We start from the raw sequence: 15,385 nt of genomic DNA, 5'->3' as shown, positions 1-15,385 counted from the left end.
CACACCGGGATCAGTCCGGTGCCGGCGCCGCGTTTTCGGCTTCCGTCAACGGACGCACAGATATGCCGGCATCCTGCAAGGACTGCCAGACCGTGCGGATAACCTCCACTGAGTTCGGCGCGTCCCCGTGCAGGCAAATGCTTTCCGGGGAGATTTCAAGATCCCGCCCGGAGACGGTGGCTACTTTCCCTTCCCGCACGAACCTGATCGCACGTGAGGAGACGAGTGCCGGGTCCCAAGCGAGCTTTTCCCGCTCGATAAGGAGGTTGCCGGCGTCGTCATAGCCGAGGTCGACAAATCCTTCCTGGACCAACCGGACGCCGTAGCGGGCGGCGAGCTCCGTGTGGCGCTTGTCGAAGCAGTAGAGAGGCAGGGAGCTGTCTATTTCGGCGACCGCCGCGATGACAGCTTCGGCCAGCTCTTCGTCCTCCAGCGACATCAGGTACATGACCCCGTGCGGTTTCACATGCGATAGTTTCGCCCCTTCAGCCTCCACGAAGCCCTTCAGGGCGCCAATCTGATAGAGCGTGTAGTCCTGAAGCTCTTCTGCCGAGACCGCTATTCGTCGTCGTCCGAAGCCCAGAAGGTCCGGCAGCGCGACGTGCGCTCCGATCTGGAGGCCTTGGTCGACCGCCGCCCGGACGGTGCGGCGCATGGTTCTTGGGTCCCCGGCATGGAAGCCGCAGGCGATGTTGGCGGCGCTGATATAGGGCATGAACTCCTCGTCCGGCGCGAAGCGCCAGCGGCCGTAACCTTCTCCCATGTCGCAGTTGATTTCGATGGCTGTGTTCATTTTCCGGTTCCTCCTGCTGCAGACATGAGCATCGAACGTTCCTCATCCAATGCATAGGCGTCGTCGATGGAAATGGGCTTGAACCGGATCCTGTCGGTCCCCGGCCGCATCTGGCCGGTTTTCCATAGGCTCGCCTTCGGCACGACTCCGAAGACGACGAAGCCGCCGGACGTGGGCCCGTCAGGTCCGAGGATCACGGGAGTGTCACCATTGAGGTTGATTCCGCCGACAGGGTAGCCGGTGTCGAGGATGTTGGATGGATGTCCGCCGGCAATCCCGCCGTCGGGCCGGGCCCACTGCAACCTCACCGGGTCCAGCCTGATACCGGTACGGTTTGAATTCTGGTCAACCGTCCAAGAGCGAGCAAAGAAGTTTTGTACGTCCGTTTCCGTGAAGAACTCGGGTGAGGCAAATGGCCCTGGCACTACTTCCAGTTCCCAGTCGTGCCGATACTCGGGGATCCGTTCCTGCGGCAGTTCCGCTATGGATGAGGTATCCGAGCTTCCGATGTCCAGGACGTCTCCCTTGACGAGCGCCCGTCCTTCCACTCCTCCGAGTGAACCCATGGTGTAGGTGGACCGGGAACCGAGGATTTGGGGGACATCGATTCCGCCTCTTACCGCCAGATAAAACCTGAACCCGGATGACGCCAAACCGATTTTCAGTTCGGCACCCGCGGGAACGTCAACGGCAGCCCATTGTGGCACCGGGCTTCCGTCGACGGTCACTTCACCTGCGGCGCCGGTTACGGCCACCGTGGCGGGGGACCGGAACCGGAATTTGGTCTTGCCCAGTGTGATTTCCAGGCCCGCAGCGTCGGGGCTGTTGCCGACGGCGACATTGCCGAGCCGGAACGCGAAATCATCCATCGGACCGGCGGGGAAATAACCGCGTGACAGCATTCCGATTCGTCCAGGCCAGTCCTGGACGGTTGTCTGGATGCCGGGTTGCGCAACTTCAATGGACATACGTGGCTCCTCACGGGACGGCGGTTGCGGCGGCAGCGGTGTCCCGCTTGGCGGTGAAGTCTGCGGCCTCGGCCACGAGCGAAGCACACCAGGCGTTATAGCCGGCGACGTCAAAGTCTTCGTCCTGTATGTCGTAGACGTATTCGCCCCGGTGGACGGCTTCGAAGGAATCGGTCAGTTCCTGCTCGGAAACGGCATGGAATCTGACCCGGTCGCAGGGGCGCAGCAGCAGAGGCGACTGGGCGAAAGCAGGGTTGCGCTGTTGGATGTCGTACACGGGCAGGGTTCTGCCGAGCAGTTGGTATCCGCCAGGCGATTCCACGGGGTAGATCGAGTAGCACGGTCCGCCCAGGCCGATAGCTCCTTCCGCTGTCCAGGTACGGGTCGGGTTGTATTTGGGCGCGAAGAGAACCTTCCGCGGATCCAAAGGAAACGTGAAGGGCAGCCCGGGGAAGAACCCGATGAATCCGACCCAGAGGTCGGTCCCGGTGACGACTTCGACCAGCTCGTCGACGTCCCGAAGCCCGTTGTAGGCGATCGTGTAATCGACGTTGTTATCGTTCATGCAGTTGGGGGCGTCGGAGCGGATGCTGCGCACATAGCGGGCAACGGCTTCCTTGGAGGTCGAATCGTGAAACGCGGCAGGAAGATTCACTCGTCGGCTGGGAAGGACCAGGTTTTCCGTACCGGCTGCGTTGTCATAGGCCTCGTCCAATGCCGAAACGAGGTTCGCCACGTTTGTTTCCGCCGGGTTGTAGGAGAGCAGTATGGAACGGAAACCGGGGGATGTTTCGACCAGTCCAGGTGGGCGGGACCGGTTCACCTCGGTGTTGATGTTGTGGACAAAGAAGTTCAGGTTCAGGTCAAAATGCATGTCACCGAACTCGGCGAGGAGGTAACTGTCGCCGGCGAGGCGGTACGTGAGCGCGGGTTTGCCATCGGTGGCCGCCCGGCGCTCGTAAAGTGCGGACGGAACTCCTGCCCAGCGTTCCGAGATGTACTGTTTGGAAACCTCGTGCGGCTTCATCGTGCGTGCTCCTCCTGACCTGTTTCGCCCCGTGCTTTTGATTCGGCGGCCCGGTGCTGGACTTCGGTCACGATGCCGGTGCTGTAGCGGCCCGACTTGAAGGCCGGATCGTTGAGAAGCATCCGGAAAAATGGAAGGTTGGTTTTTAGCCCGGCCACCTGGAAGGCTTCGACGGCGGATCCGGCACGTGCGAGTGCTTCTTCCCGGTCCTGCCCCCAAACGATGAGTTTTGCCAGGAGCGGATCGTAGGCCGTGGTCACGGTATTGCCGGCTGCATAGCCGCTGTCGATGCGGACACCTTCTCCTGCGGGTTCCGTCCACTCACTGATGAGCCCGGGCGACGGCAGAAAGCGTTGCGGATCTTCGGCATAGATCCGCATCTCGATGGCATGTCCTGTCGGTTGGAGGTTGCCGGCGTCGAAGCTGACGTCCTGGCCGGCGGCTACGCGGAGTTGTTCCTCGACAAGGTCGATGGAGAACACGGCTTCGGTGACAGGATGCTCCACTTGCAGCCGGGTGTTCATCTCCAGGAAAACAAAAGACTGCCGCACTGGATCGACCAGGCATTCGACCGTACCGGCATTGCGATAACCGACAGCAGTCCCCGCTCTTACCGCGCCGTCCAGCATGCGGGATCTTAGTTCCGGTGTGATGCCCGGCGACGGCGACTCCTCGGCGACCTTCTGGTGACGGCGCTGGACCGAGCAGTCCCGCTCTCCGAGCGCTATCACCTTGCCGCTCGCGAGTCCGAGGATCTGGACCTCGACGTGGCGGGCGTGTTGAATGAACTGTTCAATGAGGATCCGCGAGTCCCCGAAAAAGCGCTCTGCACGCGACCGTGCAGTGTCGAAGGCTGCCCGCAGGTCTTCGTCATTGTCGGCGACTATCATTCCGATGCCACCGCCGCCTCCGGATGGTTTAACGATGACCGGGTAGCCGACAGAATTGGCGATCTCTACTGCCTCAGCGGCGTCGCTTACCGGTTCGGCCGATCCTGTGGCCACCGGCACGCCTGCGGCCTGCATCAGGTTGCGGGCGTTGATCTTGTCCGCCACCATGTCCATGGAGTCCGGTGAAGGTCCCACCCACGTGATGCCGCTTTCGATAACCCGCCGGGCGAAGCCGGAATTTTCGGCGAGGAAACCGTAGCCAGGGTGGATGGCCGAAGCCCGGACGGTACGGGCTGCTTCCATCAGTTTGTCGACGTTCAGGTAGGATTCGGCAGGATTGGCCGGACCCAGGGAGAAAAATTCCGAGGCTTCCTTTACGAAGGGCAGCTCTGTGTCCACATCCGAGCAGACGGCGATGGTCCGGATTCCCAGGGCGTTCGCTGTGCGGATGATGCGCCGGGCGATCTCGCCGCGGTTGGTGACCAAGAGGGATTCAAATAACGGCGTGGTCATGATTTGACGACTCCTTTGGCGATGAGGCGCGCCTTGGCCGAGGCGCGGAAGCGGTCTGCAAGGACCGCGAGAACGAGCGCCAACCCCAGGGCGATGCTCTGCATGTTGGTATCGAGCCGCATGAAGTTCATTCCGTTGCCCAGCAGCATGATGAAGATGACGCCCAGGACAGTGCCGCCGACGCCGCCGCGGCCGCCCTGGAGCGAGGCGCCGCCGATGACGGCCGCGGTGATGGATTGAAGCGCGAATGCTCCCCCAAAGGTCGGTTGCCCTGAGCCGCTGCGGGCAGTCAGGAGGTAGGCCGCGATAGAGGACAGAACGGCGCAGATGATGTAGGTGGCAATCAGGTTCCGCCGCACCTGGATGCCCGCGGTTTTTGCTGCCAGGGCATTTCCGCCGATGGCATACAGGTGGCGGCCGAACGTTGTCCATTTCAGTGCGACGAAAACAATTGCCAGGATCGGCAGTGCTACGAGAACCAGGTTGGGTATGCCCAGGGTGAAACCTGACCCGAGGCCGACTATGTAGTCCCTCGGCAGGCCGGACACGGTGGCGCCCCCGCTGTAGACCAGCGTGATGCCCGTGACGATGGTGGCGGTGGCAAGTGTCACGATGAACGGGTTGACCTTCAGGAAAGCCACGCCGAGGCCGTTGGCCATCCCGACGACCAGTCCGACTGCGATGCAGACGACGAAACCCATGATCATGGACTGGCCTGAGAATTCCGGTATGCCGCCATAGACTTTCTGCATCATCGTGGCAGACACGATGGAAGACAGCGCGACGGTTGCCCCTACGGACAGATCAAATCCGCCCGTTACCAGTACCAGCATCTGTCCCAGGGAAATCAGTAGGAGCGTGACGGATTGCTGGGAGACGGATAGCAGGTTGTCGGGCTGCAAGAAGCGGTCGTTTGCCACGGCAAAGACGACCACCATGACGATCAGCAGCGGCGGCAGCGGTCCGACGCTGCTGAAAAACCTGAGCCAGAACTGGCGGTTTGGTTTCTTGGTACCTCGGACGGCGGTCGCCGGGCCCTTGACTTCGGTTGTTGACATGGCAGTCCTTATGCTGATGCGCCTACTGCATGCCCAAAGGCACCAGCGACAACGGCTTCGTTTGTGATTTGGTTGCCAACGAGCTCGGCCTGAACGCGCCCGCCGTTCATCACATAGACCCGGTCGGCAAGTCCGACGACCTCCTCGAGGTCGGAGGAAACCATGAGGACGCCGGCACCGTCACTGCACAGTTTGCGGAGATTGGCATATATCTCCTGGCGGGCCCCGACATCCACCCCGGAAGTAGGCTCGGCCACCACGAAAACCTTCCGTTCCCGTGTCAGGGCGCGGGCCAGAACGACCTTCTGTTGATTGCCGCCCGACAGGGCCCGGGCCTCGGCAGTTACGGACCGCGGCCGGATATCGAGCCGCTCGGCCAGTGCCTGCGCGAGGGAACGGATCCGTGCTCCGTGGATAAGCCCCAGCGTGCTGTACTTCTTAATCCGGTTGACTTCAAGAGCAATGTTCTCCTGAACGCTGAGGTCAAGCGCCAGGGCTTCCCGCCTGCGGTCCTCCGGCATGAAGCCGATACCCGCCTGGATCATCTGGCGGGGGTTGGGGCGACTGAATTTCCTGCCGTTGACCGAGACGGAACCGCTGGACAGGGGGATGAGACCGAGGACGGCCTTTGCGAGTTCACTTTTGCCCGAACCCACGAGCCCGGCCACGGCGACAATCTCACCCCGACACACCCGAAGGGATGCATGGGCGACCTTGCCGTCGGCCGTGGATGCATCCTCGATCTCCAGCAGGGGTTCACCCTTGGTTTCGGCCTTTTCCGGATAGACGGCCGCGAGCTCCCGGCCGACCATGTCGGTGATCAACTGCTCTTCGGAAACTTGGTCGAGGGTATGGGTCGAAATGAAGGTGCCGTCCCGCATCACGGTGACCCGGTCGCCCAGGCGCCGGACCTCCTCCATCCGGTGGGTGATGTAGAGAAGCGCCCAGCCCTCGTCCCGGAGCCGGTCTATGATCCGGAAAAGCCGGTCCGCTTCCCGTTCGCTGATGGCAGCCGTGGGCTCATCGAGAAGGAGGATGCCCGGTGTCCCGAGCAGCCCTTTCGTGATCTCCACGAGCTGCTGTTCGGCCCTTGGCAGCGTCCCAACCTCAGCGTCCGGGTCGATGGCTGCCCCAAGCTGGCCGACCTTCTCCCGGGCAATGGCCCGCATCTTGGTGCGGTTCACGAACCCAAAGGTTTTCACCTCACGGCCGAGGAACAGATTCTCGGTGACGGACAGCGTTGGAGCCAAACTGAAATCCTGCAGGACGACGTTGATGCCCAGTTTCCGGGCATTCGCCGGTGAGTGGTGGGCGACGTCCGAGCCGCGGACGGTAATGGTGCCGCTGTCCGGCTGGTAGTTACCGAGGAGGATGTTCACAAGCGTGGATTTTCCCGCGCCGTTCTCGCCCAGCAGGATGTGTACTTCGCCGGGGTAAAGGTCGAGGGACATCCCTTTGAGTGCCCTCACGGGCCCGAAGGTCTTGACGATATTGCCAAGTGCAACGATCGGATGCTGTTCCAATGCCAGCTTCACTCCCTTCAGATGCGAGTGCCCACGAACCGGGAACCCACGCGGGGCCCGGCCCCGCGTGGATGAATCAGCTCTTCGGTGTCCAGCTCGTCACCGTCTTGAAGTCCCGCGGCGCGAACATCTCGTTGTAGGGCACGTCGGCGGCGTTCTCCTGGGTGATCATCTTGGGCACCGGTCCGGAGGTGGGCGCCTCCAGCTTCTCGCCTTCCAGCATGCGGACGGCTTGGTCAACGGCCATACGTCCCTGGATGGTGGTGAAGTCCGTTGGCGAACCTACGGCGTCGCCGGCCACGATCGCGTCGTACACGGGCGGGATGATGTCGAAGGCGTAGACGTCAACTTTTCCCGTCATGTTGGCGTTCCGCACCGCATTCACACCGGCTTCGGCAGCAATATCAACTCCCACGATGTGGGTGATGTCGGGATGGACCTTGAGGGTGTCCTCAATGAGGTTCTGCTGGATCTCCAGGCCCGGATCGGCGCGCCGCATCTCCGCCATCTTGACGTTGGTTCCTTTGATGGTGTCCTGGAAACCCTTGACTGCCGCATCGGACCATCCGGCGCCTTCCGGCCCGGGGAAGAAACCCACCAGGGCGGGTGACCCCTTGGTGTCATCGATGATGTACTCGGCCGTCGTCACTGCCAGATCATGGAAGCTCACGAGCGCGTGGGAGAAGAGGGGATTGTCCTTGGACTCGGGGCAGTCCGTACCGTTGATGAAGTCCACCACCGGTATTTTCTTTTCCAGCGCGGCGGCCACCTGGGGGCATACGCCCGTTGCGTTGATGGCGCCCAGAACGATCGCGTCGTAGCCGCCGTTGATGCAGTCCTGCATCTGGCTTAGCTGCTTGTCGAGGTTGGTATAGCCTCCAGCCTCGAACATGCTGTACTCAACCTTGTCCCTCTGTGCCTCGATCAGCGTCCCGTAGTTCGTGGCGGCCCAGTAGGAATCCTTCATGTGAGGGAACAGGACGCAGATCTTCCACTGCTTGGTAATTTTGTCGTTTGCAATGGGCTCATAGGTGGTTTCCGTCGTCTTGCCGTTCAGAGCCGTATTGAGGGCGGGCGTAGTCCAGTTCTCCGCGGAACCGGTGCCCGTGGCTTCCCCGGTCTGCCCGTCTCCGGAGCCTCCCATTGCCCCGCACCCGGTTGCCGCCAAGGTGGCGGCCAGTGCAAGCGCGCCGATGGTGTTGGCTTTCCTGTTTAGCTTCATGTGTTTCTCCCAGCGCCGATAGCCGAAGGCCCGCCCGGCAGAGGCCGATTAAGTCGATTGCCTTTTGTACACAATCTGCAGCGGGTGTTGCCAGCATAGTCCGTGACGGGGATCACATCAACACTTTTCGCGCTGTTTCTGCATCGCTTGAAGTTCAGTGCTGAAGGACGGCCTGGACCTGCCGCACCTATCGCGAGCGCTTCAGGTCTCGCCGGGCCGGCCGGGTGGACCCCTGTCAATCGCGCTTTCTTCGCGCCGACCGGCAGGCTTTCCGGGCCAACTCAGGGCTACGGAGTAAACTATGCAATTGTCGACTAAAGACATCTGACATGGACAGCGATGGTTTCGGGTTCGACCAGAACGAGTTGGTGGGGCTCAATGGCAGCGAGGATGGAAATCAGGATGAAAAGGGGAGTGCTCGACCCGATAGTGCAGGAGTCTACGCCGGCCATTATTGCCCGCCGTATCCGCGATGCAATCGCCCGAGGTGATTTCGCTCCAGGCCTCCAACTCGGTGAAGCCGAGCTTGCCAAAGAACTGGGGGTCAGCCGGGGGCCCCTGCGGGAGGCCATGCAGCGGCTCACCCAGGAAGGGCTGCTCGTCAGTTACCGGAACAGGGGCCTCTTCGTCGTCAGTATGGACGAGGACGATTTTCGGGACATCTACCTGGCCCGAACCGCGGTGGAAGCAGCCGCCATCCGCCGCCTGGTCAGCACAAACCCGGAGGACAGCGCGGCCCGGCTAATGAAAGCCGTGCATGCCATGGAGGATGCGGCGGAAAGCCCCCGCGGCGAAGCCATGACCGAAGCGGACATGAGCTTCCATGCCCTCCTGGTTGAGCTCGCCGGCAGCCCTCGCCTGAAGAAGATGCACGACACTCTCCTGACGGAAACACGGATGTGCCTCAATGCCCTGAAAAGCACGTACGCTACCGCCGACAAGCGCATCGCCGAGCACAAACGCATCGCGGAAGCCATCTCCAGGGGAGATTCAGACCTCGCCGAGAAGCTGATGGCCGAACACATGGAGGACGCACTGATGCGGCTGATCCCCTAGCCGTCCCCTCGGGTTGCGCCAGTGCTCCCTCACCTTCCATATTTCCCGCCGATGAGTGGGGGAGCCATTCGCGAGGCGGCGTCGTGGGACGAGGTTGCCAATCCCTAGACCCGCGGGATGGCCATGTACTTGATCTCCAGAAATTCATCCAAGCCCACGCGCCCGCCCTCGCGGCCCAGACCGGAGGCCTTGATGCCGCCGAACGGCGCCGCCGGATTCGAAACGATGCCCGTGTTAAGGCCGACCATGCCCGACTCCAGACCCTCGCCGACGCGGAAGGCGCGGTCCAGGTCCTGGGTGAACACAAAGCTGGCAAGGCCCCAAGGGGTGTCGTTCGCCCACCGCACCACCTCGTCTTCGGCGTCGAAGGGGATGACGGGCGCCACCGGGCCGAAAATTTCTTCGTTCATCAGCGCGGCGTCGGGGCCGACGTCCGCAAGCACTGTTGGGGAGTAGAAGTAGCCGCTGCCCTCCGGGCGGGAGCCGCCGCAGACCACCTTGGCGCCCTTGGAAACGGCGTCGTCCACAAGTTCCTGGACCTTGTTGAGAGCCTTTTCCTCCACGAGCGGGCCGACGTCCGTGCCGCTCACTGCGCCGTCACCGACCTTCAAGGCGCTCAGCCGCTGGGCGAGGCGGACGGAGAAGTCAGCGGCCACGGAGCGCTGCACGAAGATCCGGTTGGCGGCGGTGCAGGCTTCACCCATGTTGCGCATCTTTGCGGCGAAAGCTCCCTCAACGGCGCGGTCCAAGTCCGCGTCATCAAACACAATGAGAGGGGCGTTCCCGCCCAGTTCCATGGAAGAACGCATGACGTTTTTGGCAGCCTGCTCCAATAAGCGGATGCCCACGCCGGTGGACCCGGTGAAGCTAACCTTTCGGGCAATGCCGCTTTCCATCCATGGGGTGACCACCTCGGAGGCTTTGGAGGTCGTGACCAGGTTCAGCACACCCTTGGGCAGGCCAGCCTCTGCCAGGACGTCCGCCAGTGCCAGCGAAGACAGTGGAGTGAGGTTGGCAGGCTTGAAGACCATGGTGCAGCCGGCCGCAATGGCAGGGGCGATCTTCCGGGTGCCCATCGCCAGTGGAAAGTTCCAGGGCGTGACCAAGACGCAGGGTCCAACGGGTTCCTTCGAGACGAGGATGCGGTTCTTGCCGTCGCCGCTGGTGGTCAGATCTCCGCTAATGCGGACGGCTTCCTCCGAGAACCAACGGAAGAACTCGGCGGCGTACGCCACCTCGCCTCTTGACTCGGCCAAGGGTTTTCCCATTTCCGTGGTCATAATCAATGCCAGTTCGTCTTGGCGGGCCATGATCAGGTCGAACGCGCGGCGCAGGATTTCGCTGCGCTCCCGGGGCGGGGTCTTGGCCCACTGTTTCTGGACCCGGCCGGCGGTTTCGATCGCCCGGCGCGCGTCTTCGGGGCCCCCGTCGGCGACGCTGGCGATGACTTCCTCGGTGGCAGGATTGACGACATCGAACCGGGCACCGGACGATGCTTCGGTCCACTCCCCGTCAATGTAGAGGTTCGTGCTGACCTTTGCGACGGCGTTGAGCGCCTTTTGTGACGTTCGGGAGCCGGCTGACTGAATGCTCATGAGCGATCCTTTTCTTGGTTGGAGGTGTTGTGGCCGGCGTTGCGTTGGGAAATCAATGCTGCTCATTCGCCGGGGTCCAATAGTTGGGCCAGGTGACGACCCGGCCGGGAGCCATCGATCTGTTTCACCTGCATGGCGCAGGAGAATCCGTCAGTAAGGATCACCGAAGAGGAATCGGTCTGACGCAGGGCCGGGGCCAGCGCTTGCTCGGCAACCAGCATGCTGATGCCGTAGTGATCCTTCTCGAAGCCGAAGTTTCCGGCCACGCCGCAGCAGCCGGGCGCATCCACCACACTCTTGACGCCCGCGGCCCTGAGTGCCGAGCGCTGGACACCGGCTCCGAAGACCGAGTATTCGTGGCAGTGCGTCTGCAGTACCACTTGTTCTGGAAGGGGGCGGGCCGGCGCTGGTTTCCATCCGGCATTGGACAGCTCGTCGACGTACGTCGCAAAGCTTCGCACCCGGGCGGCAACCCGGCGGGCCCGTTCCGTGTGGACCAGCTCGGGCAGGTCCTTGCGCAGCGCCGCCGCGCAACTGGGTTCCACCACCACGATGGGCCGATCGGTCCCGTCATCCAAAACCTCCGCTGCCGAGGCCATGTGCTTTTTTGCGGTGTCCAGCTGGCCGGTGGAAATCCAGGTCAGGCCGCAGCAGGACTCGGCTGAGCATTCCACGGAGCCCGAGCCGGCCAGAACGCGGGCAGCGGAACCGGCCACCTCCGGCCGGAAGCCGCGGGTGAAGGTGTCCACGAAAAGCACCACGCCGTGTTCATCCGGAGCAAGGCCGCCGCTGTGGTCGGTTGCCGGACCGATGCCGGCGGCTGCTACTTCGCGACGCCACTCGCCGGCTCCGGCGAAACGTGGCATCGCACGCCGGGTGGTCAGCCCGCCCAGGACGGAGGCGACCTTCGCCAGCGGGGTGGACATCACGGCGTTGACCAGAGGCGCGGAGCGGCCGGTGAGCTTAAGCCAGCGGGGCAGCCAGCCCAGGGAGAAGTGGGAAATGGGGCGGAGTCTGCCCTTGTAGTAGTGCGAGAAGAATTCGGATTTGTAGGTGGCCATGTCGACGCCCGTGGGGCAGTCGGTGGAGCAGGCCTTGCAGGAAAGACAGAGATCAAGCGCCTCGCGGACCTCCTCGGACTTCCAGCCTTCCTCCACGGTGCGGGCGCCGCGGACCATGTCCTGGAGTACCCGGGACCGGCCCCGGGTGGAGTCCTTCTCGTCCTTCGTGGCGCGGTAGCTCGGGCACATTACGCCGCCCGCGTCCGTGCGGCACCGTCCCACGCCTATGCAGCTTTGAAGCGCGTGGACCCATGGGTCTGTACCGCTGCCGGTGGAGGTCCCGGGGGTGTCGGTTTCGGCGGTCGCTCCGCCTCCGGCGCTGACCGGGCGCAGGTCGAAGCTCGTGCGCCAATGCCGCTCGGGAATGCCTTGGAGCGCCAGATTGACGTCCAGGGGGTCAGGATCGGTGAGGGATCCGGGATTGAGGATTCTTGCCGGGTCCCAGGTGCGCCGGTACGTGGCGAAGGCCGCCAGCAGGCGCGGGGAGTACATCAGGGGCAGCAGTTCCGATCGTGCCCTGCCGTCGCCGTGTTCGCCGGAGAGCGAACCGCCGTGGCGGACCACCAGCCGGGCAGCTTCCTGTGTGAAGTCGCGGAAGACGCGGCGGCCGGCTGGGGTGCGCAGGTCATAGGTGATCCGGATGTGCATGCAGCCGGCACCGAAGTGTCCGTACATTACGCCCGTCAGGTCGTAGCGGCCCAGAAGGTCGCGGAAGTCTGAGAGGTACTCCGCAAGGTTCTCGGGTGCGACTGCAGAGTCTTCCCATCCTGGCCAGGATTCTCCACCGGTGGAGAGGCGGGCTGAGAGCCCGGCGCCGTCCTCGCGGACACGCCAAAGAGCGGCTCGCTCCTGCAGGTCCGGCACGGCGTGCCCATCCACCAAGCGGCCGTTTTCCCTGAGTCGGGCGAGCAGTCGGTCAGCTTCCGCCCTGACCTGGTGCGGATTCCCGCCGTCGAGGTCCACGTACAGCCAGGCTTTGCCTGTGGGCAAACCCGTCACCGAGCCCTTGCCGCGGCGGAAGCGCATGGTGTCCACGATCGCCTCATCGATACCTTCGACGGCAGCCGGGGAGAACTCCAGGATGGTCATGACGTCCCGAGCCGCGTCGACTATGTCCGCATAACCCAGGCACACCAGCAGGGCGCTGGCCGGCTTAGGCACAAGCTTCATCCGGGCGCCGACAATGATGGCGCAGGTCCCCTCGGACCCCGCGAGGGCTCGGGCGATATTGAACCCGTTTTCCGGAAGAAGATGCGCCAGATGATAGCCGGAGACTTGACGTCGGATCCGTTCGAGTTCCAGGCGGAACTCGGACAGGTGACTGCGGGCCAAGTCTTTAAAGGAGGCGGTCAGTGCACCCGCGCGCGCTGCGGAGTCGTTGTCGCCGGGATCTGTGGCACGCAGCCCGCCGGCCGTGGCCGTCAGGCGCGCGCCATCCGAAGTGACGACGTCAATCTCCACGACGTGGTCGGAGATCCGGCCGTAGCGAACGGAGTGGTTGCCGCACGCATCGTTGCCCAGCGAGCCGCCCACGGTGGCACGGTTCTTGGAGGACGGGTCCGGGGCGAAGGTGAACCGGTCACCGGTGGTTTTCTCCACCTCGTGGGAGAGGACCGCGAGCACGACGCCGGGCTCGACGCTCACGGTGCCCTCCACCTCGTCGATCTCGTGGATCGCGTTCATGTGGCGGGAAAAGTCAAGTATCACGCCTGGGCCCATGGCGTTGCCCGCCATGGACGTCCCGCCGCCGCGCCCGATCAGCGGGGTTGCCGTTTCCCGGCATGCAGCAACGACCGCGAGCACGTCCTCGACCGTCCGGGGGAACACCACGGCAAGCGGGGGTACCCGGTAGTTGGAAGCGTCATAGGAGTATTCCGCCACGCGGCGTGGCGAGACGTCGGCAGCCACGCCCGCGGATGCCAGGCGTGCAAGCACCGCGGGGAGGCCTGCATCCGGTGCGCCTGTTCGGCGGGTGCCCGTTGCCGGGCCTGCGGGGGAGCGAACAGCATCCGTCATGGGTGGGCTCAATATTTCGAGGAAACGGCCGCGGTGACGGTGGCGACGGCGTTTTCGAAGCGTTCGAGGCCGGTGGCGATTTCTTCGGCGGTGACGATAAGGGCGGGGATCAGTCGGACGACATTGCCTGCGGGCCCGCACGTGAGGGTGAGCAGGCCGTGGCGGGTCGTGGCCTGTTGGACTGCTGCCGCGGTGGCGCCGTCGGGGCCGCCGGCTTCGGTGGTGAATTCAATGCCTTGCATCAGGCCCTTGCCGCGGACGTCGCCAATGGCGGGGACGCGGGCCTGGATTTCCTTTAGTCCGGCCTGGAGTTGCTCGCCGCGGATCCGTGAGTTTTCCACTAACCCTTCGTCACGAATGACATCGAGGGTGGCGACGCCGGCGGCGGCAGAGACCGCATTACCGCCATAGGTCCCGCCCTGGGACCCGGGCCAGCCCCTGGACATCAGTTCGGTGGAAGCGGCGATTGCGGAGATCGGAAATCCGGAGGCGATGCCCTTCGCAGTGATGAGGATGTCAGGGATGGCGGCGGAGTACTGGTGCCCCCAGAACTTGCCCATGCGGCCTACGCCTGTCTGGACTTCGTCGAAGATCAGCCGGATGCCGTGCCGGTCGGCACGTTCGCGCAGTCCCTCCAGGAACGCCGCCGGAGTGGGCAGATACCCACCCTCGCCGAGGGCCGGTTCGATCAGGAATGCTGCGGTGTCGTTGGGCGCGGTGCGGGTTTGCAGCAGGTAGTCCAGTTCCTTTAATGCGAATTCCACGGCGGCCGCCTCATCCCAGCCGTAGCGGTAGGCGTAGGGGAAGGCGGACATGTGCACCCCCGACATCAGCGGGGAGAACCCTGCGGAGAACTTCGTTCCGGCGGTGGTCAGCGAAGCCGCCGCAACCGTCCGACCATGGAAACCGCCCTGGAACACTACGAGGTTTGGCCGGCCCGTGGCCATTCTGGCCAAACGGATCGCAGCCTCCACCGCCTCCGATCCGGAATTGGCATAAAACACCGAGTCCAAGCCTTCCGGCAGCACCTCGCCAAGCTTCTCGGTCAACGCCAGCAACGGCTTGTGCATCACCGTGGTGTACTGGGCGTGAATGATCTTTCCCACCTGACCGCGGGCCGCCTCCACTACCCGCGGGTGGCAATGACCCGTGCTCGTCACCCCGATGCCGGTAGTGAAATCAAGGTACGTTTTTCCATCGGTCGCGTAGATCCAACTGCCCAGGGCGTGATCGACTGTCAGTGGGGTCGCCTGCTTCAACAGAGGGCTAAGGGAGGCCATGCGTCCCATGATGCGCGTCACATTATTTTATTGTCAACAATCGTCGATCAAGTTAGTGTCAGAGGTGGGATACCGCGGATTTGAGCGGAGGCACCGCTCAATCCGCCGGGGCGCGGTTCTTGATGATTTTCCGAAAACACAAGGAGCAACCATGAGCACAGCATCAGCCGCCGTTGCGCGACAGGGTGTCCTGGCCGACGCCCTGGTCCCCAGCACCGCCTTGGCCAACACCGCGCTGGTTGTCGGCGGGGCAGGCCTGACCGCCGTCATGGCGCAGTTGGCCGTACCGCTGTGGCCGGTCCCGATCACCGGCCAGACCCTGGCCGTCCTGCTGGTCGGCAGCACGCTGGGCCCGGTCCGCGGCATGCTGTCGATGGCACTGT

At 63.5% G+C, this 15,385-nt stretch carries 12 protein-coding genes; 2 read left to right on the top strand and 10 right to left on the bottom strand.

Going from position 1 to position 15,385, the window contains the following annotated elements; genetic code table 11:
• Positions 1 to 10: 10 nt before the first annotated feature.
• The 7 genes from AC5RUJ_RS00745 to torT all read right to left on the bottom strand — a co-directional run bounded on the left by AC5RUJ_RS00745 (position 11) and on the right by torT (position 7,994).
• On the bottom strand, positions 11 to 793 hold the full coding sequence (locus AC5RUJ_RS00745) for a LamB/YcsF family protein (protein WP_494074131.1): 783 nt from the start codon (positions 791 to 793) through the stop codon (positions 11 to 13).
• Positions 790 to 1,761 (bottom strand): 5-oxoprolinase/urea amidolyase family protein, encoded by a 972-nt coding sequence (locus tag AC5RUJ_RS00740; RefSeq protein ID WP_494128416.1) that lies wholly within the window; start codon positions 1,759 to 1,761, stop codon positions 790 to 792. Before AC5RUJ_RS00740 ends, AC5RUJ_RS00745 begins: the two co-directional genes overlap by 4 nt.
• 10 nt (positions 1,762 to 1,771) lie before the next feature.
• Positions 1,772 to 2,788, bottom strand: a complete 1,017-nt coding sequence (locus AC5RUJ_RS00735; RefSeq protein ID WP_494000342.1) for a carboxyltransferase domain-containing protein — start codon at positions 2,786 to 2,788, stop codon at positions 1,772 to 1,774.
• Entirely contained in the window at positions 2,785 to 4,191 is a 1,407-nt protein-coding gene (locus tag AC5RUJ_RS00730; RefSeq protein ID WP_494075577.1) for an acetyl-CoA carboxylase biotin carboxylase subunit, read from the bottom strand. The genes AC5RUJ_RS00735 and AC5RUJ_RS00730 overlap by 4 nt, the downstream gene beginning before the upstream one ends.
• The gene (locus tag AC5RUJ_RS00725; protein WP_494000340.1) at positions 4,188 to 5,249 is read right to left on the bottom strand and encodes an ABC transporter permease; all 1,062 of its coding nucleotides are present in this window, start codon (positions 5,247 to 5,249) and stop codon (positions 4,188 to 4,190) included. The genes AC5RUJ_RS00730 and AC5RUJ_RS00725 overlap by 4 nt, the downstream gene beginning before the upstream one ends.
• An 8-nt stretch (positions 5,250 to 5,257) precedes the next feature.
• Complete coding sequence (locus tag AC5RUJ_RS00720) at positions 5,258 to 6,784, bottom strand: sugar ABC transporter ATP-binding protein (protein WP_494014828.1); 1,527 nt, start codon at positions 6,782 to 6,784, stop codon at positions 5,258 to 5,260.
• Positions 6,785 to 6,848: 64 nt separating this feature from the next.
• Complete coding sequence (torT, locus tag AC5RUJ_RS00715) at positions 6,849 to 7,994, bottom strand: TMAO reductase system periplasmic protein TorT (protein ID WP_494000338.1); 1,146 nt, start codon at positions 7,992 to 7,994, stop codon at positions 6,849 to 6,851.
• Between the two features lie 402 nt (positions 7,995 to 8,396).
• Between torT and AC5RUJ_RS00710 the strand changes: the two genes are divergently transcribed.
• Entirely contained in the window at positions 8,397 to 9,050 is a 654-nt protein-coding gene (locus AC5RUJ_RS00710; RefSeq protein WP_494128439.1) for a GntR family transcriptional regulator, read from the top strand.
• A 104-nt stretch (positions 9,051 to 9,154) separates the two neighbouring features.
• On the opposite strand, the gene AC5RUJ_RS00705 is transcribed toward AC5RUJ_RS00710, so the two are convergent.
• The 3 genes from AC5RUJ_RS00705 to AC5RUJ_RS00695 all read right to left on the bottom strand — a co-directional run bounded on the left by AC5RUJ_RS00705 (position 9,155) and on the right by AC5RUJ_RS00695 (position 15,002).
• Complete coding sequence (locus AC5RUJ_RS00705) at positions 9,155 to 10,645, bottom strand: NAD-dependent succinate-semialdehyde dehydrogenase (RefSeq protein ID WP_494128414.1); 1,491 nt, start codon at positions 10,643 to 10,645, stop codon at positions 9,155 to 9,157.
• A gap of 62 nt (positions 10,646 to 10,707) precedes the next feature.
• Positions 10,708 to 13,722: an FAD-binding and (Fe-S)-binding domain-containing protein gene (locus AC5RUJ_RS00700; RefSeq protein ID WP_494128413.1), complete on the bottom strand. Its 3,015-nt coding sequence runs from the start codon at positions 13,720 to 13,722 to the stop codon at positions 10,708 to 10,710.
• Positions 13,723 to 13,730: 8 nt separating this feature from the next.
• Positions 13,731 to 15,002, bottom strand: coding sequence for an aspartate aminotransferase family protein (locus AC5RUJ_RS00695; protein ID WP_494128438.1), 1,272 nt, complete (start codon positions 15,000 to 15,002; stop codon positions 13,731 to 13,733).
• A gap of 151 nt (positions 15,003 to 15,153) precedes the next feature.
• Between AC5RUJ_RS00695 and AC5RUJ_RS00690 the strand changes: the two genes are divergently transcribed.
• On the top strand, positions 15,154 to 15,385 hold a 232-nt coding region (locus AC5RUJ_RS00690; protein WP_494155546.1), incomplete at its 3' end, for a biotin transporter BioY.

The organism is Arthrobacter sp. Y3223164 (assembly GCF_059091005.1).
Note: the sequence above shows the minus strand (reverse complement) of the source record. Positions and strands in the feature narration are given on the sequence as shown.